This is a genomic window from Micromonospora sp. NPDC049891, assembly GCF_040660295.1.
In the GTDB taxonomy this organism is placed as follows: domain Bacteria; phylum Actinomycetota; class Actinomycetes; order Mycobacteriales; family Micromonosporaceae; genus Micromonospora.
The window spans coordinates 21,342-38,511 of sequence record NZ_JBFAML010000005.1; the positions used below are offsets into that span (position 1 = coordinate 21,342).

The window sequence follows — 17,170 nt, forward strand, 5'->3', positions numbered from 1 at the left end:
CGAACCGATCCTGCTCGACCGGTCCCGTCCGTCTTCGTCCCCACCGACGTCCACCGCGCCGCCGTCGCCCCGGCCACCGTCGGCACCGCCACCGCTGGACTGGACGACCCTGGCCGACGCGTTCGAGACGGCCTGCCTGCTGCGCTGCATGCCGCCGCCGGCGACCCCCGGGCACCGGCAGGCCGGGCAGCAGCCCGTCCAGCCGGCGACCATCGAGTTCAACCGGGAGGAGGCGGCGCGGCGGACCCGGCAGCTGCTCGACCGCCTCGACATCCCGGTCCGCCACGAGGTGGCCGTCGGCGGGCTGCGCCGACGGTACGAGCTGCACCGGCTGCACGTCGGGCGGGAGCACCGGCCGACGTACGCGGCGATCGTGGAGAACGGCTGGCGGCGCGGCCGACGGGAACTGCTCGGTGGACCGGTGCCGGGTGCCTCGACGGCGCGGCGGCTGTGGCGTACCCGACTGGCCGCCGCCGCCTGGCGGGCCGCGCTGCTGGCCGGCGGCCGGCATGTCCGTCGGCACATCCTCGGGGTACGGATCACCGACCGGGAACTCGGCGCGGTGCTGGTGCGCGGCGCCGCTCTGCTCGACGTTCCGGCGCTGCTGCGTCCGAACACCGGCTGCTTCCTGGTCAGCGTGGCCCACGGCCCCGACCGGGACCGGATCCTGCGGTACGCGGCGGAGGAGGCGGTGCAGCGCCCGGTGGCCTGACCGGCGGCCGACCAGCGGCCGCACCACGCTCCGCCGTCCCCGGGGTTGCGCCACAGGGGTCCGGCGGCGCACAGTGCTGCCCGTGAGCCGTACCCGGTACCCCGCCCGAGCCCGGTGGCGCGGCGCCCGCGTGGCGCTGGCGCTGACCGTGCTGCTGGCCCTGCCCGGCCTCGGCGGCTGCCGCGACGATCCGGGTGAGCCGGTGGTGATCCGCATCGCCACCGGCAGCCCCACCGCCGTCTACCACGCCTTCGGCGAATCGCTGGCGGCCATCCTCAACCGGGAGCTGCCCCAGGTACGGGCGGAGGTGCTGGTCACCGCTGCCTCCGCGGAGAACGTGCGACTGCTCAACGCCGGGGAGGCCGAACTCGGCTTCACCCAGGCTGATGTGCTGCGGGCCGACCCCGGCCCGGACCCGCCGGTGGTCGCGGTCGCCCGGGTCTACGACGACCTGCTGCACCTGGTCACCACCGCCGACAGCCCGGTGCGGACCCTGACCGACCTGCGCGGGCGGCGGGTCTCGGTGGGCGCGGCCGGCTCGGGGACCAAGATCACGGTGGACCGGCTGCTGACCGCCGCCGGACTGGACGGCGCCCAGGTGCGGCAGGAGCAGCTCGGCCTGGACGATTCGGTGACGGCGCTGCGCGACGGGCGGATCGACGCCTTCTTCTTCTCGGGTGGGCTGCCGGTACGCGCCGTCGCCCAGTTCGCCCAGGACACCCCCACCCGCATCGTCGACCTCGGCGCGTGGACCGCGCCGCTGCGCCGGGGCAACCCCGAGGTGTACGTGCCCCGGGACATCCCCCGCTCGGTGTACGGCGTCGACCCGGTCACCACCGTGGCCAACCCGAACTACCTGGTGGTGCGGGCCAGCCTGCCGGAGTCACTGGTTCGCGAGGTGACCCGGTTGCTGATGGAGCGTCGCTCCGAACTGGCCGCCGCGCACCCGGCGGCCGGTCGGATGAGCCCCCGCTCGGCCATCGCCACCTCGCCGTTGCCCCTGCACCCGGGCGCGGTCGACTACTACCGCGCCAGCAAGCCCTGACCGGGCCGCTCAGGCGGACCGCGCGGCGGGAGGCGTGGGGGTGCCCAGCCGGGGGAACGGTTCGGTGGAGAAGACCACCTCCACCGGCACCTCGAAGTGTCGGGCGATACGCAGCGCCAGGTGCAGGCTGGGGCTGAACTCACCGCGCTCCAGGTAGCCGATGGTCTGGTAGTGGACGCCCAACGCCTCGGCCAGCTGACGGCGGGAGATTCCCCGCTCCGCCCGGAGCATGGCGATGCGGTTGTGGACGACCTCATTCATGTCGACGACCCATCCTCACGTCACCCGCTGCATGGCCTTCTCGCGGCGGGCCGCCACGCTCGACCCGGATTCGCGGCGAGCCATCCGGCGCAGCACCATCGGTGCCAGCACCAGCCCGGCGATCGCCCAGCCACCGAGCGCCAGGAGCGTTTCCAGGTGCCGCCAGGACTCGCCGATCTCGACGACGGCCAGGGCGTCGGGCAGCAACGCCGACCGCATGCCGAGACCGAGCCAGTAGATCGGGAAGATCTGCGCGAGCGCCTGCAACCAACCGGGCAGTGCGGTGATCGGGTAGAAGATGCCCGACGTCGCGATGAGTCCCATCATCGGCAGCATGATCAGCCCCAGGTTCCGGGGGTTGGACAGCAGCGAGCCGAAGACCGCGCCGACCGGCATGGTCGCCACCATCCCGATCAGCATCACCCAGGCCAGGGTCAGCCAGGCCCCGACACTGTCGAGCGCGAGGGCGTCGAAGAGGAAGAGACCCGGTACGAGCAGCAGGGCGACGCTGACCAGGGTCATCCCCGACACCAGGGTGATCTTGCTGATGAGGTAGCCGAACATGCCGTTCGGGGTGGCCTTGGCCCGCAGCAGGGTGCCGTCCTCCCGCTCCACGGTGAGGATCGACGCCATGTTGACGAGCCCGCCGAACGCCACTGTCATGCCGAGCGTGCTGGGCAGCGTCTGCGCGCCGAGCGAGAACTCGGTGCCCGGCACCTTGGCGCCCCGCAGGAAGAACATCACCACCAGCAGGACGATCGTCGGGAAGAGGTACCCCCAGAGGGTCTCCGAGTGGGTGAAGCTCTGCCGTAGCTCGATCCGGCCCCGGGACAGACCGGCCCGGGCGGCCACGACCAGCGGGCTCATCGACCCACCTCCTCGAACGCGCGGGTCGCGCCGTCGGCACGCCCGGACTCATGATCGCGTACCAACGTCATGTAGGTGTCCTCCAGGCTGGCCCGGCGCACCTCAAGGTCAGCGATGTCCTCGCCATGCTGGGCGAACAGCTCCCGGACGAACCCGGTCGCGTCGCCTGTGGAGTGCACGAACCGGGTCCCGCCCTGGCTCCAGCGCACCTCGGCGTCGGCGGAGATGCGACGGGACAGCTCGTCGGCGGAGCCGCTGGCGATGATCCGGCCACCGGCCAGGATGAGGATCCGGTCGGCCAGCTTCTCCGCCTCGTCGAGATCGTGGGTGGTGAGCAGGATTGTGGTGTCGTCTATGTCGGTGAGCCGGTGCACCAGGTCATGGAACTCGCGGCGGGCGGCCGGGTCGAAGCCGGCGGTCGGCTCGTCGAGGAAGAGCACCTCCGGCCGACCGACGATGCCGATCGCCACGTCGACCCGGCGGCGCTGGCCACCGGAGAGCTGACCGACCTTCTTCCGCGCGTGCTCGGTCAGCCCGACCACCTGGATCAGCTCGTCGATGTCCCACGGCCGGCTGATCCGGTCGGTGGAGTAGGGCGCGTAGAAGGAACCGAGGTGCACCAGCAGCTCACGAACCCGCCATCGGCTGTGGTCGCGCCAGGACTGGAGCACCACGCCGAGTCGGGACCGCCACCGCTCGTCGCCCCGCGCCGGGTCGGTCCCCAGCACGGCGACCCGGCCGTCGGAGCGCATCCGGAAGCCTTCCAGGATCTCGATCGTGGTCGTCTTGCCGGCACCGTTCGGGCCCAGCAGGGCCAGCACCTCACCCTGCCGCGCGGTGAACGACACCCCGGTGAGCACGTCGGTTGAGCCGTACCGCATCCGCAGGTCATGCACGTCGAGGGTGACGTCCCGGTCGGTCGGCGACGCGGTACTGGTCGGGGTGTCCGCCCCGGCAGTGACAGCCATGGACCACTACCTCCGTACGATCTGTGCGTTGGAAGATAGCACTCATACTACGGATCGCAGCAAACGTCGGCTGCCCGGGCGCGCGCTGCCGCGCTCAGGCCGGCGCGGGTGCGGACGATGCCGGATCGGTGGATGCCGGTTTACCGGCAAGCGTCGGGCCGGTCGGGTCGCCCGGATCGGCCGGTGCACCCGGATCGGCCGGGTCGGCGGGCTCCGCCGGCTGCGGGAACCACAGCGCGGCGACCAGGCCGCGCGGCGAGTTCGGGTGCATGGTGAGCCGGCCGTCGGAAGCGTCGACGAGCACGGCCGCGATGGTCAGGCCCAGCCCGGCACCGTCGACGTTCTGCACCTCCGGTGCCCGCCAGAACCGTTCGGTGGCCCGGCCGAGCTGGCTGCGGGTCATCCCCGGGCCGGTGTCGCGTACCTCAAGGGTCGTTCCGCCGTCGCGGGCCGCGACGGTCACCGTCACCTCGCCGCCCGCGCCGCTGAACTTCACCGCGTTGTCGATCAGGGCGTCCAGCGCCTGGTCGATGGCGGTCGGCACGGTACGGGCGTACACCGGCCCGGGATCGGCCGCCAGCCGCAACATGACCGACCGGTGCCGGGCCAGGGGCTCCCAGGCGGCGACCCGGGACACGGCTGCGGCCGTCGCGTCGACGGTGATCCGCTGGTTCTCGCGGCGCTCCGCGCGGGCGAGGGTGAGCAGCGCGTCGAGCAGCAGCGCGAGCCGGTCGGTCTCCTCCAACGCCAGCCGGTGCTCGGCCCGCCCCTGCTCGTCGGTGACGCTCGGCCCCAGTTCCTCCACCCGCAGCCGCAGCGCGGTCAACGGATTGCGGAGCTGGTGGCTGGCGTGCGCGACGAACGCGCGCTGCCGGTCCATCACGTCGGAGACGACGTCCGCCATGTGGTTGAAGCTCTTCGCCAGGCGACGCAGCTCCGGCGGCCCAAGCCGGTGCTGCACACGGGCGCCCCGGTCACCCTCGGCGATCTCGTGGGTGACCGCGTCCAGCTCGGTGACCGGCCGTAGCACCCAGCCGGCCAGCCCGAACGCGGTGAGCACGCAGGCCAGCACGGCGAGCAGACCCAGCGCGGCGACCAGGATCCACCAGGTGGCGACGGTACGCCGGACCCCGTCGGCCGGGGTGGCGGTGACCACCGCGCCGAGCACCTCGCCACCGTCGTTGATCGGCACCGCCACCACGATCGGCCCGTCCACCCACGGCCAGACCGAGTCGGGTCCGCTGGCCTGCTGCCCGGAGAGCGCCACGTCGAGCGCCTCGCGGGTCCCCGGGGCGACCCGCCAGCTGACCGAGGCCACCACCTCCCGCCGGTCCCGGTCCACCACCGCCGCACCGATGCCGTACAGCTCGTCGTAGCTGCCCAGCTCGTGGTCGAGGGGACCGGGCGTGCCGTCCCGCAACGCCGGCCCGGCCAGCGACGCGAAGCGGGTGGCGTCGGCGAGCCGGTCGGCCCGTACCCGGTCGGTCTCCCGGGTGGTCAGCGTCACCGCCAGCGGCGTACCCAGCGCCACCACCACCAGCACCATCAGCAGCAGATAGCTGATCACCAGCCGCCGTCGCACCCCGGGCTCCTCACTCGCCCCGGAGCCGGTACCCGACGCCGCGGACGGTCTCCACCAGGCGCGGGTCACCGAGCTTGCCGCGCAGCGAACCGACGTGCACCTCGACGGTGTGCCGATCGGTGAACGTGGTGCCCCAGGCGTCGAGCAGGATCCGGTCGCGGGGCACCGCGACGCCGGGTTGCCGGGCCAGCGAGAGCAGCACGTCGAACTCCTTGCGGGTCAGCGACACCGACCGACCGGCCACCGCGACGGTGCGGGCCGCCACGTCGATGTACACCGGTCCGACCTCGATCAGGTTGCGCTCCGGCGCGGCGTGCGAGGCCCGTCGCAGCACCGCCTCGATGCGGGCCTGGAGTTCCACCATCGAGAAGGGTTTGACCACGTAGTCGTCCGCGCCGAGCCGCAGCCCGAGCACCCGGTCCCGCTCCTCGCCACGGGCGGTCACGGCGATGATGCCGAGCTGGTTGCTGCGCCGCCGCAACTGCCGGCACAGGTCGGTGCCGTCCCCGTCGGGCAGGGTGAGGTCGAGCAGCACCAGGTCGCAGGGGGCGGCGGAGAGCGCGGCGGCGACGGTGGCGGCGTGCTCCACCTCGTAGCCACGTCGGGTCAGCGCCGACGACAGTGCGGCGGCCACCCGTCGGTCGTCCTCGACCAGCAGGATGCGCACCCGGCCTCCCCGTTCGGTCTGCAAACTCGTCACCAGTGCGGTGTCCCGATGGTGGCAGACGAGCGGCCGGGTGCACAGGCCCGGGGCCCCGGAGCGGCGGGGCACCTCGCGAGGTCTCCCGACGCTTCCTGCGGCGCTCAGAGTCCGAAGGTCTCCTCGGCGGTGCCGTCGCGCACCCCGTCCACGAAACCCTTGAAACCGGGATCGTCATGGCTGGCCGGCACGGTGGCGACGACCTCGCCGGTGGCCTCGGTGACCGCGTCGACAAGCGGCGCGAAGTCGATCTCGGCGTCGGCGAGGGTGTCGTCGTCGGCCTCCGCCAGGTTGATCACGTGTTGCACGTCCTCGGACGGCGTGTCGGGGTCGTCGGCCCAGTCGGCGCCGGCGCGGTAGCACTCGTCGTAGAGCGCGCGCTGGCTGTCGGTCCAGTCCTCGTGGTAGCTCTCCATGCCCATCCCCTCACCGGCGGCCTGCCCTTCGAGCATGCCCGCCGGGGCGACCGGCCGGGTCGGTACCCGACAAAACCGGTACCGACGGCAACGCGCCCGGGACGAGGGCTCGTCCCGGGCGCCTGCCGCGTCGGCGTCAGCGGCAGAGCCGGCCGACCTCCTCGGCGAACCGGTCCATCGGGTTGGCGTCGGCCGGACCGAGCAGGTAGGTCTTCAGCTCCCGACGGGCCTCGGTCATCGGGTCGTCGCCCGCCCGGGTCACCGCCACGATCTTCTCCAGCTCCCCGCAGTCGGCGGCCAGCAGGTACGCCGCCCGCGAGGTCGGGAAGGACCGGCGGAACTCGTCCTCGGGCAGCCCGGCGGGGTTGGCCACCACGTACGGCCGCTGGCTCTGCACGAAGTCGGACACCACACTCGACACATCGCTGATCAGCAGGTCGGTCTGGTTGAAGCAGTCGAACAGCGCGGGTACCCGCCCGGTGACGACCCGGTGCGCCGGTCCGTCCAGGTTGCTGGCGTCGACGTCGCCTCCGGCGGCACGAATCATCGCCACGATCCGCTCGTGCACCGCCTTGGCCTGCTTGGACCGGCTACCGGTCAACGGGTGCGGCTTGTAGACCAGGCGCACCGCCGGCCGGGCCGCCAGCACTCCGGCGACGATCCGCTCACCCATCAGCACCAGCGAGGTGTGGTACGGGTCGTCGTCGAGCCAGCCCTCCCAGGTGGGCGCGTAGAGCACGGTGAAGGGCCGCTCGACCGACTCCGAGCCGAAGGTGTGCACGCCGGCCAGCTGCGGACGGCCGATCTCCACGATGTCGGCGTCGAGGACGCCCACCCCGGCCCGGGCGTAGCGCTCCCGACCGGCCAGACCGGCGACCCACACCTCGTCGTAGACCTTGCTGTACGGGTTGACGCTCGCCGCCTTGTCGCTGTCGCCGTGGCCGACGAAGACGTGCTTCATGCCGGGCTCGCGCAGCATGTGGATGTTCGGGCCGACGTTCGCCGCGTACAGGGTCGTCCGGATGCTGCTCTTGTCGAGATTCATGAAGTCCGGTGCAGCCGGTACGCAGACCACCGGCAGTCGGGTGTCGGCCAGTTCGTTGAACGCCTCTTTGCTGCGCATCAGCACCACCGCACGCCGGCCGAGCGCCTCGATCGGGGCCAGCCACATGTTCGCCTGGTAGACGTCCTTGGCCGGGCCGGCGAAGTACAGCGCCACCTCCGGGCGGTCGCGGTCCAGCCAGCGCTGCACGGCGGGCAGCAGCGGGCTCTGCCCCGTACCCCGTCCGCGCAGCCAGGTCACCGCGACCACGCCGCCGACAAGCGCGGCCAGTCCGACGGCCACCGCACCGGCCAGGTAGACCGGCGCCACCTCACCGGCGACGGCCGTGCCGACCGCCCCCGGGATCAGCAGGGCGTTCAGCCACGGCAACCGGTCGCCGACGAACCGGGTGGCCCACTGCGGGGGGCGGGGCGCCGCGGAGACCGGCCCCAGGTCGATGTTGCGCACCAGGGCCGAGACAGGGTTACGCCTGTCGATCATCCGGTTGAACGCGCCGGCGAAGACGGCGATCACCCAGACGGCGGCGGGCAGCAGGAGCAGCAGGGTCAGCTCCCGCTCGATGAGCGGCACCTCGGCGGCCACCAGCAGCACGACCGACAGGTCCCGGCTGAGCTGACGGTAGACCCGGTTGATGCCGACCTTCTGGAGCAGGGTGATGGTGGCCGGCGACCACCGCTCGACCGCGAACTCCCCCAGGACCGCCGCCAGGCCGGCGACCGCGAAGAGACCGACCCAGCCGAACGCGGCTGCGGCCAGCAGGATCAGATAGGACGCCACCAGCAAGGCGCCACGCGCGGCGACCCCGACGCGTGCAGTCAACGTGCCGAACAACGAGAACGCTCCCTAAAGAGATCGATGACCGGCTGGATACGCCTCGACGGCCGCCAGCGTAGCTGCGACCTTAACGCGAATCGTCTCCGGGACAACGCTCGGGTATCCGGCATCTTTCCCCCAAACCACCGGGCCGCCGGGACGGGCCGCGCACCCCGAGCGGGCGGAAACCGCCCGCGCTGGTGTCCCGCCCTGGTCAGGTGCGGCGCAGGCAGGTGACGGCGCCGGGCTGGTCGGGTACGGGCGGGGGTCGCTCGGCGAATTCGGTGTAACCCAGTCGTTGGGCTGTCCGACGGGCGAAGCGGTTGCCGCTGTAGACGCAGATGGTGCCCACGTCCAGCCGCTCCAACGCCCCGGCGACCTGCTCGCGGGTCGGCCGCCCCTCGGCCGCGCCGCTGTTGGCGAACCGGGTCAGCAGCAGCCGGTCCTGGGCGAACTGCGAGTTCAGGTCGTACTCCACCAGATAGAAGTCGCGGGGCAGGACAACCCGCACCCGGGTGGTCACCATCGGCATGGCACGCATGGCGGTCTCCGGCGCGAGCACGAGCCCGTCCGGACGGTCGAGGGTGGTGATCCACTGTGCGATGCCGAGCCGCTGCTCCGGGATCTTCCAGGCGGGTTCGGCGTGCACCTGCACCCAACTGCGCTCGGACCACATCGGGGTGGCGTAGACGGCGAACGAGGCGATCATCGCCCCGGCCAGCACCACGCCGACAACCGCCCGTACGCTACGCAGCCGGGTCGGCAGCCAGACGGTGCACAGCAGCCCGATCAGCGCCGGCAGGGCGAGCAGCCACGGCACCCGCCACAGCACCACCGAGATGCCGGTGAGCGCACCGAGCCACTCCAGGACTCCGGGCAGCAGCAGCACGCTGAGGGTGAGGCCACCACCGGCCGCGAGCAACGCCGGGGTGCGGCGGCGGGCCAGCAACGGGCCGCACCACAGGGCGAGGCCGCCGATCACACCCACGATGCCGATCTCGAACGTGCGCCGGTAGGTCCGTGCGGCATCCCAGACGTTGACGTCCGCCGCGGCCTCGCTTGCGGATCCGACGAGCAGCTGGGCGACGGCGACCACCCCGACCGGGTACGCGAGGGCCGCGACACCCGCCACCAGCGCCGGCTTCCATCGCCCGACCAGCAGCATCATCAGGGCCGCCCCGCCGACCAGCAGCGGCAGGATGATCGCGGCGGTGGTGGTCAGCCCGATCGCGGTGATCGACAGCGCGACGATCAGCACCAGGGCACGCCGGGACCGGTCGTCGAACCAGCGGGTCAGGTAGAGCCACATCAGCGGTACGACCGCGGAGACGAACATCCCCTTGCCCTGGTAGAGCCGGGGCAGGTGGAAGGTGCCCAGGGCGGCGTCCGGTCCACAGACCAGGGCGAGGAAGGCGACGGCCACGGTGAAGGCGAGCACCGGACGCCGGGGCGCCCAACGCTGCACCAACCGCCACAGGGCCAGCACGGCGAGCACGGCCATGATCGGCAACAGCACGTACCAGGTCGCCGAGGCCGCCGGGAGGGAGAGGAACCGGGCGAGCGCACCCGCGAGGACCTCGATGCTGGCCACCGGGGGCTGCGAGGCCATCGGCGGCAGCACGTTCTCGCTGAACAGGAAGTCGTTGAGCGGCACGACGTCCCGCTCGGCCACCCACACCGACCGGCCCACGTAGTAGATGTCGTCGGGGGTGTTGCGGGCGAAGTAGAGCGAGGCGACCGCGGCCACGCCGGCGATCAGCAGCGCGTACGCCGACTGCCAGGCCCCGGGCGACGGCGCCGCCGGGGTGGTCGGCGGGGTGATCCGCCAGGTCCGCCAGGTGAGCAGCACCGCGCCGACGGCCGCCACGGCACCGGCGGAGGCCGGCAGCCACCAGGACAAGCCGGCGCCGGCCGGTGTCCCCGCCACCCCCGCGGTGATCGCCGCACCGGCGCCGATCAGCAGAACCAGCGCCGTCAACAAGCGCTGTGCCACCGACATCCGTCCGGCCCGGACCGGCGGGGCGGTGTCGCCCGCCGTGGTCGGTCCGCCCGGGTCACGCTCCGCCGCGTCCCGCGCGCGGGTCGCGTCAGCCTCGGTCGCCTGGTCGCCGCCCTGGTCCGCCGTCGGGGCGTCGACGCCCGCCGGGTCGGCAGGTGCCGTCGCGGCGGCGTCGGTCTCCGTTGCCGTGTCGTCGGGGTCGGTGTCCCGGTCCGGCGTTCCGGCGGCAGCGCCAGCGCCGTCGGGGGTGTCGGTCGATGACGCGGTGCCGGCGCTCGGCCGGGCGGCGCGGCGACGTCGCCGCCAGCGCAGGGCGAGCCGGGCCGCCACGGCCAGCAGGGCCAGCGCCGGGCCGGTCACCAGCCAGATCCGCAGCGTCAGCGACGGGGCGAGGTCCAAGGGCAGCGCGGCGTGGTAGAGCAGCGTCCAGAGCGCGAAAGCCAGCACCGCACCGTCGGTCAGTACGGCGGGTATCGCGGCGAAGCCGGCCCGGACGCGCCCTGCCACCACTCGTGCCCGGCTGGGGCGGGCGGGCGCGGGGACGGTCGCCGGCTCGGCCGGCGCCGCCTCGGGAGCGGCGACGGCCACGGTCTGGTCGGTCATCGACACGGGCGTCCTTGTCGTCGTACGGGCGGATGAGGCTGGACTGCGCGCTTCTCAGGCGCGGCGGGGCCCTGCGGCACGATCCACACCGAGAGTAGTAGTCGTCCCGGGGTCGCCGAGTCGAGCCGACGCGCGGGACGGCGGCGGCCCGGAGGCGGTCCGATCAGCCGTACCCACGGCAGCCGACGCTCAACCAGGGTCGGCTGCCGACCGCTGCCGGGGCACCGCGTCCTGGGCACCGAGCGCCAGCGCCACCGCCTCGACCATGGTTTCCAGGTAGCTGTCGGTGACGGGGGTACGGGCGATGGCGATCCGCCAGTACAGCGGCCCGACGATCAGGTCGACCGCCGCGTCCGGGTCGGTGTCGGCGGGAAGTTCGCCGCGCCGCACCGCGCGAGTGATCAACTGACCGGCGACCTCCTGCTGCCGGGCCCGCAGCACGCGCTGGAGCGTTTCGTCGATCGTCGGGTTGCGGGCCGCCTCGGCCAGCAGGTCCGGGATGATCTGCGAGGCCAGCGGGTGTCGCAGGGCGTGCGCCACCACCTGGAACAGCAGAGACAGGTCACCACGCAGGCTGCCGGTGTCCAGCGCGGGCAGCCGGCCGCCCGCGGCGGCGGCCACCACCTCCAGCACCAGGTCGAGCTTCGAGTTCCACCGGCGGTAGATCGCGGTCTTGCTGACCCCGGCCCGGCGGGCCACCGCCTCGATGGAGAGCCGGCCGTACCCGACTGCGGCGAGTTCCTGCATGAGGGCGCGCCGGATGGCCGTGGTGATCTCACCACGGAGCACCGCCGCACCGGCTGGTGTGCGCCTCTTCTCGGCCGTCACCTGGGACTCTTCTCGACTGTCACGAGGGACAGCGTAGCGCAACGACGCTACGGTTGCGTCCCGACGTATTTCGGACTACTGTCCAGCCAGCGACCGGGGGCGGCGCTCCCGCACTGACCACGCTAGATTCTCTCGTCGCGAGACATAACGCCGGCACGACAGATCGGAGCGCCAATCCCCATGGCCAACCTGCTGGCCGACCCCGATTCCGGCCTCACCCCAGCGCAGCTGGCCGCCCGACACGGGCTGCGGGTGGCCGGCGAGCGGCCCTCGATCAGTCGCTACAGCGGCCAGCTGTGGCGCTACCGGCACTTCATCTCCGCGTACGCCCAGGCCAAGCTGACCGCGTCGTTCAGCAACGCTCGGCTCGGGCAGCTGTGGCAGGTGCTCACCCCGCTGACCAACGCGGCGGTCTACTTCCTGATCTTCGGTCTGGTGCTCGAACAGAACCGCAACATTCCCAACTTCATCGCCTACCTGACCACCGGGCTGTTCATCTTCAACTTCACCCAGGTCAGCGTGCAGCAGGGCACCCAGGCGATAAGCGGCAACCTCGGGCTGATCCGCGCGCTGCACTTCCCCCGGGCCTGCCTGCCGCTGGCCATCACCGCCACCCAGTTCCAGCAACTGCTCGGCTCGATGGTGGTGCTGCTGGCGATCGTGGTGGCCACCGGTGAGCCGATCACCCTGATGTGGCTGATGCTGGTGCCGGCGGTGCTGCTCCAGACGGTCTTCAACGCCGGGTTGACGATGGTGGTGGCCCGGCTGGGTGCGAAGGCCACCGACCTGAAGCAGGTCATGCCGTTCGTGCTGCGGGCCTGGATGTACGGCTCCGGGGTGCTCTACAGCGTCAACCTGTTCGCCGAGAACCTGCCGGGCTGGGCGACGGCTGTGGTGCAGTTCAACCCGATGCTCGTCTACATCGAACTGGCCCGCATCTCCCTGCTGGAGGACACCCACCTGCTCAACGACTCGCTGCCGCTGACCTGGCTGATCGCGCTCGGCTGGGCAGCCGTCGCGGGACTCGGCGGCTACTTCTACTTCTGGCGCGGCGAACAGGAGTACGGCCGTGGTTAATCTGGAAATGTCAAATGATGTGACGGTGACCCTCCCCCGGATCCAGGAGCGGATCCCCACAGTGGTGGTGGACGACGCGCACGTCGTCTACCGGGTGCACAAGGGCGCCGCCGGCAACACCAGCCCGGTGGCCGCCTTCAAGCGGATGATCACCCGCACCTCCGCGCCGAACGTACGCGTGGTGCACGCGGTCCGTGGGGTCACCTTCACCGCGTACCGGGGCGAGGCCATCGGGCTGATCGGCACCAACGGCTCCGGCAAGTCGACCCTGCTGCGGGCCATCGCCGGACTGCTGCCGGTGGAGCAGGGCGCGGTCTACACCCAGGGGCAGCCCTCGCTGCTCGGGGTGAACGCCGCCCTGCTCAACGACCTGCCGGGTGAGCGCAACGTCACGCTCGGCTGCCTGGCCATGGGCATGTCACCGGCCGAAGTCCGGCGCAAGCTTCCGGAGATCATCGAGTTCTCCGGCATCAACCAGCGGGGCGACTTCGCCTCGCTGCCGATGCGCACCTACTCCTCCGGCATGTCGGCCCGGCTGCGCTTCTCCATCGCCGCGGCGAAGCAGCACGACGTGCTGCTGATCGACGAGGCGCTCGCCACCGGGGACAAGGCGTTCCGCAAGCGCAGCGAGCAGCGGGTGCGGGAGCTGCGGGAGAGCGCCGGCACGGTGTTCCTGGTCAGCCACCAGCTCTCCTCGGTACGGGACACCTGCGAACGGACCATCTGGCTGGAATCCGGCGAAATCCGGATGGATGGCCCGACTGCCGAGGTGCTGGCGGCCTACGAGGCATTTACGAACGGCAAGTAGAGTCTGGGTGAACCAGCGGCGTCCTGGGCCGCGTTGTCCCGTTGGGGCGACGCGGCCCGCGCGTTATGGTTCACTCCGTCGCCGTGTCGGCGGAACCTTCCGTTCACGTACTCACCACAGTCATGCACCCCCGAGAGCGAGGACCGGCAATGACGCAGGACCAGACCACCGATCCGGGCACCACGCCGGAGAACCGAGCGCCGTGGCGACCCTCACGGACGGTGGCGGTGGTGCTGGCCGGTGGCACCGGCACCCGGCTGGGCCTGGGCATTCCCAAGCAGTTGCTCAAGATCGCCGGTAAGCCGATCATCGAGCACACGCTCGCCGTCTTCGAGGCCGCGCCCGAGATCGACGAGATCATCGTGCTGATGGCCACCGGGCACGTCGCCGAGGCGCAGAAGATCGTGGACAAGGCGGGCTTCCGCAAGGTCACCAAGGTGATCGAGGGTGGCGACACCCGCAACGCCACCACCCGCGTCGCCCTGGACGCGGTGGGTGAGGGCGACTGCAACATCCTCTTCCACGACGCGGTGCGCCCGCTGCTCAGCGGCCGCATCGTCCGGGAGTGCGTGAACGCCCTGTGGAGCTACTCGGCCGTCGACGTGGCCATCCCGTCGGCCGACACGATCATCCAGGTCGACGAGAACGAGTGCATCACCGACATCCCGGTGCGGGCCACGCTGCGTCGGGGTCAGACCCCGCAGGCGTTCCGGTCCGGCACCATCCGCGAGGCGTACCGCCGGGCCGAGGGTGACCCCAACTTCGCCGCCACCGACGACTGCGGTGTGGTGCTGCGTTACCTCCCGGAGACGCCGATCAAGGTGATCGACGGCTCGGACGAGAACATCAAGGTCACCCACCCGGTCGACGTGCACCTGGCCGACAAGCTGTTCCAGCTGGCCGCCGCCAAGGTGCCCCGGCTGACCGACCACCGCGCCTACAGCGAGGAGGTCTCCGGCCGCACGATCGTCGTCTTCGGCGGTAGCTACGGCATCGGCCACGACCTGGCGGAGCTGGCCCGCAGCCACGGTGCCCAGGTCTTCCCGTTCAGCCGCTCCAGCACCGGCACCCACGTGGAGCGCCCGGAGGACGTCGAGGCCGCGTTGCGGACCGCCTTCGAGGCCACCGGCCGGATCGACCACGTCGTGGTCACCGCCGGGATCCTGGAGAAGGGCGCGCTGGCCGAGATGGACCAGGAGACCATCGACCGGGTACTCCAGGTCAACTTCGTCGGCCCGGTCACCGTCGCCCGGCAGGCACTGCCCTACCTCCAGCAGACAAAGGGCCAGCTGCTGCTCTACACCTCCAGCTCGTACACCCGCGGTCGGGCCGACTACGCGCTCTACTCGGCCACCAAGGCCGCCCTGGTCAACCTCACCCAGGCGCTCGCGGACGAGTGGGCGGAGTTCGGCGTACGAGTCAACATCATCAACCCGGAGCGGACCGCCACCCCGATGCGGACGAAGGCCTTCGGCGCGGAACCCGAGCACACGCTGCTCGCCGCCGAGACGGTCGCCCAGTCGTCGCTGGACGTGCTGATCTCGGATCTCACCGGCCAGGTGATCGACGTCCGCCGGCCACCGGGTGAGGCACCCGTCGCCGTCGCTGTACCCGCCCAGACCGACCGGTCTGCCAGCGCCGCTCCCGTCGGCTGACCGTCCGATCCACACGACCGCGAAAGCGACAGCGAGATGCGTGGTGAGCTGGTCCGCAAGTTGACCGCACGGGGCCTGGCCACCGGTGGGGCGGTCCTGGCGTTCCTGGTGGTCGCCCTCACCGGCGCGACCGCCTGGGGGCTCTTCCTGGCCGTGGTGGCGCTTGCCGCCACGGTCTGGGAGCGCCGGGTGCGACCCGGCGCAGACAACGTCGCGGAGACCACGCTGATCGCGGCCGGGGTGCTTGTCGGCTACGCCCGGCAACTCGACGCCGGTTTCGATCCGGCCCTGGCCGCGACCGCCCTGGTTCTGCTGGGCCTGGTGCTGCTCACCGGTCCGCTGCGCCAGGCCGGGAACCTGGAGATCCGCGCCGCCAACCTGCCGGTACGCGCCTGGGTGCCGCAGGTCGCGGCGGTTCTCGGTGACGCCGTGGCAGCACTGCTCGGCCTGCTGGCCCTGGCCGCCCTGGTGGGCCTGCCGGCGGCTCTGGCCCTGGCGGCGACACTGCTGGTCGGTGTCGTCGCCGCAGCGGTCGCCCTGGACCTGGCCCGGCGGCGGTTCCGACCGTCCCCAGGCGGATCGGCGGTGGCCCGGGCGCTGCGCCGGCACCAGCCCGAGTTCGTCCTGCACTTCTCCGCCCCGCCCGGCTCCGAGTACCAGGTCACCATGTGGCTGCCGTACCTGGAACGGATCGGTCGGCCGTTCGTGGTGATGGTGCGGGAGCCGGAGTTCCTGGCCCCCGTCGCGGCGGCCACCACCGCCCCGGTGGTCTACTGCCCCACCACCCGGAGCATGGACGAGGTGCTGGTGCCGAGCCTGCGGGTGGCGTTCTACGTCAACCACGGCGCGAAGAACAGCCACTGCATCAGGTACACGCAGCTCACCCACGTGCAGTTGCATCACGGTGACAGCGACAAGGCTCCCAGCGCCAACCCGGTTTCGGCGATCTTCGACCGGATCTTCGTCGCCGGCGAGGCGGCCATCGAGCGGTACGCGCGGGCCGGGATCGACATCCCCGCCGAGAAGTTCGTGGTGGTCGGCCGCCCCCAGGTCGAGGCGATCGAGGTACGCCCGCGGCCGGTGCGTGGCCTGACGAACCCGACGGTGCTCTACACCCCCACCTGGACCGGGCACAACGCCGACGCCGACTACTGTTCGTTGCCGGTGGCGGAGACGCTGCTGCGGCGTCTGCTGGACCGGGGGGCCACAGTCATCCTGCGGGCGCACCCCTACACCGCGCAGAACCCGGCCTCGGCCCGGCAACTGGCGCGGCTGCACGACCTGCTCGCCGCCGACCGGGCCCGCACCGGCCGGGGGCACCTCTACGGTGTCGCGGCGAGCCGGCTCACCCTGACCGACTCGGTCAACCGCGCGGACGCGCTGGTCTCCGACGTCTCCGGGGTGGTCTCCGACTGGCTCTACTCGGGCAAGCCGTACGCGGTGACCGACATGGGCACCGACGGCGACCGGTTCGTCGAGCGCTTCCCGCTGGCCGCCGCCGGCTACGTGCTGCGCCGGGACATGGTCGACCTGGACGAGGTGCTGGTCCGGCTGCTCGACACCGATCCGCTCGCCGACGCGCGCTGGGTCACCCGCCGCCGCTACCTGGGCGACTTCCCCGCCGACTCGTACGCCGAGGTCTTCCTGGCCGCCGCCCGACGCGAGCTGGATCCGGCCTGGACCGCGCCGGCCCCACGCGCCGCGACCGGCGCGCCCCTCTCCCCCGCCACCTGAGTACGGGGTGCGGTGCCGCACCCCGACGACCCGCGAGGG

General features: G+C 72.1%; 15 protein-coding genes. 6 read left to right on the top strand and 9 right to left on the bottom strand.

Annotated features, from left to right (window positions below; genetic code table 11):
- Nucleotides 1-10 precede the first annotated feature (10 nt).
- Nucleotides 11-712, top strand: coding sequence for a hypothetical protein (locus AB0I71_RS08790; protein WP_357582890.1), 702 nt, complete (start codon nucleotides 11-13; stop codon nucleotides 710-712).
- 82 nt (nucleotides 713-794) lie between these two features.
- Nucleotides 795-1,757, top strand: coding sequence for a TAXI family TRAP transporter solute-binding subunit (locus tag AB0I71_RS08795; protein ID WP_357582657.1), 963 nt, complete (start codon nucleotides 795-797; stop codon nucleotides 1,755-1,757).
- A 9-nt stretch (nucleotides 1,758-1,766) separates the two neighbouring features.
- Here the strand turns inward: AB0I71_RS08795 and AB0I71_RS08800 are convergent, their stop codons facing one another.
- The 9 genes from AB0I71_RS08800 to AB0I71_RS08840 form a co-directional block, all read right to left on the bottom strand.
- Nucleotides 1,767-2,018, bottom strand: coding sequence for a helix-turn-helix transcriptional regulator (locus AB0I71_RS08800; protein ID WP_357582658.1), 252 nt, complete (start codon nucleotides 2,016-2,018; stop codon nucleotides 1,767-1,769).
- A 15-nt stretch (nucleotides 2,019-2,033) separates the two neighbouring features.
- Nucleotides 2,034-2,885: an ABC transporter permease gene (locus AB0I71_RS08805; protein ID WP_357582659.1), complete on the bottom strand. Its 852-nt coding sequence runs from the start codon at nucleotides 2,883-2,885 to the stop codon at nucleotides 2,034-2,036.
- Nucleotides 2,882-3,853, bottom strand: coding sequence for an ABC transporter ATP-binding protein (locus AB0I71_RS08810; protein WP_357582660.1), 972 nt, complete (start codon nucleotides 3,851-3,853; stop codon nucleotides 2,882-2,884). Before AB0I71_RS08810 ends, AB0I71_RS08805 begins: the two co-directional genes overlap by 4 nt.
- A 94-nt stretch (nucleotides 3,854-3,947) precedes the next feature.
- Nucleotides 3,948-5,435 (bottom strand): HAMP domain-containing sensor histidine kinase, encoded by a 1,488-nt coding sequence (locus AB0I71_RS08815; protein ID WP_357582661.1) that lies wholly within the window; start codon nucleotides 5,433-5,435, stop codon nucleotides 3,948-3,950.
- 10 nt (nucleotides 5,436-5,445) lie between these two features.
- Nucleotides 5,446-6,102 (bottom strand): response regulator transcription factor, encoded by a 657-nt coding sequence (locus AB0I71_RS08820; protein WP_357582662.1) that lies wholly within the window; start codon nucleotides 6,100-6,102, stop codon nucleotides 5,446-5,448.
- A gap of 137 nt (nucleotides 6,103-6,239) precedes the next feature.
- A complete protein-coding gene (locus AB0I71_RS08825; RefSeq protein WP_357582663.1) occupies nucleotides 6,240-6,587 on the bottom strand; it encodes a hypothetical protein in 348 nt (115 codons plus the stop codon).
- A gap of 100 nt (nucleotides 6,588-6,687) precedes the next feature.
- Nucleotides 6,688-8,445, bottom strand: a complete 1,758-nt coding sequence (locus tag AB0I71_RS08830; RefSeq protein ID WP_357582664.1) for a CDP-glycerol glycerophosphotransferase family protein — start codon at nucleotides 8,443-8,445, stop codon at nucleotides 6,688-6,690.
- A 196-nt stretch (nucleotides 8,446-8,641) separates the two neighbouring features.
- Nucleotides 8,642-11,029 (bottom strand): DUF6077 domain-containing protein, encoded by a 2,388-nt coding sequence (locus AB0I71_RS08835; protein ID WP_357582665.1) that lies wholly within the window; start codon nucleotides 11,027-11,029, stop codon nucleotides 8,642-8,644.
- Between the two features lie 189 nt (nucleotides 11,030-11,218).
- Complete coding sequence (locus AB0I71_RS08840; protein ID WP_357582892.1) at nucleotides 11,219-11,818, bottom strand: TetR/AcrR family transcriptional regulator; 600 nt, start codon at nucleotides 11,816-11,818, stop codon at nucleotides 11,219-11,221.
- A gap of 219 nt (nucleotides 11,819-12,037) precedes the next feature.
- Between AB0I71_RS08840 and AB0I71_RS08845 the strand changes: the two genes are divergently transcribed.
- The 4 genes from AB0I71_RS08845 (at nucleotide 12,038) to AB0I71_RS08860 (ending at nucleotide 17,131) form a co-directional block, all read left to right on the top strand.
- Entirely contained in the window at nucleotides 12,038-12,934 is an 897-nt protein-coding gene (locus tag AB0I71_RS08845; protein WP_357582666.1) for an ABC transporter permease, read from the top strand.
- Nucleotides 12,935-12,941: 7 nt separating this feature from the next.
- Nucleotides 12,942-13,742, top strand: coding sequence for an ABC transporter ATP-binding protein (locus AB0I71_RS08850; RefSeq protein WP_357582894.1), 801 nt, complete (start codon nucleotides 12,942-12,944; stop codon nucleotides 13,740-13,742).
- 149 nt (nucleotides 13,743-13,891) lie between these two features.
- Nucleotides 13,892-15,397 carry a bifunctional cytidylyltransferase/SDR family oxidoreductase gene (locus AB0I71_RS08855; protein ID WP_357582667.1) on the top strand — a complete coding sequence of 502 codons (1,506 nt, stop codon included), beginning with the start codon at nucleotides 13,892-13,894 and terminating at the stop codon, nucleotides 15,395-15,397.
- A gap of 36 nt (nucleotides 15,398-15,433) precedes the next feature.
- Nucleotides 15,434-17,131 carry a CDP-glycerol glycerophosphotransferase family protein gene (locus AB0I71_RS08860; protein WP_357582668.1) on the top strand — a complete coding sequence of 566 codons (1,698 nt, stop codon included), beginning with the start codon at nucleotides 15,434-15,436 and terminating at the stop codon, nucleotides 17,129-17,131.
- Nucleotides 17,132-17,170: the final 39 nt, after the last annotated feature.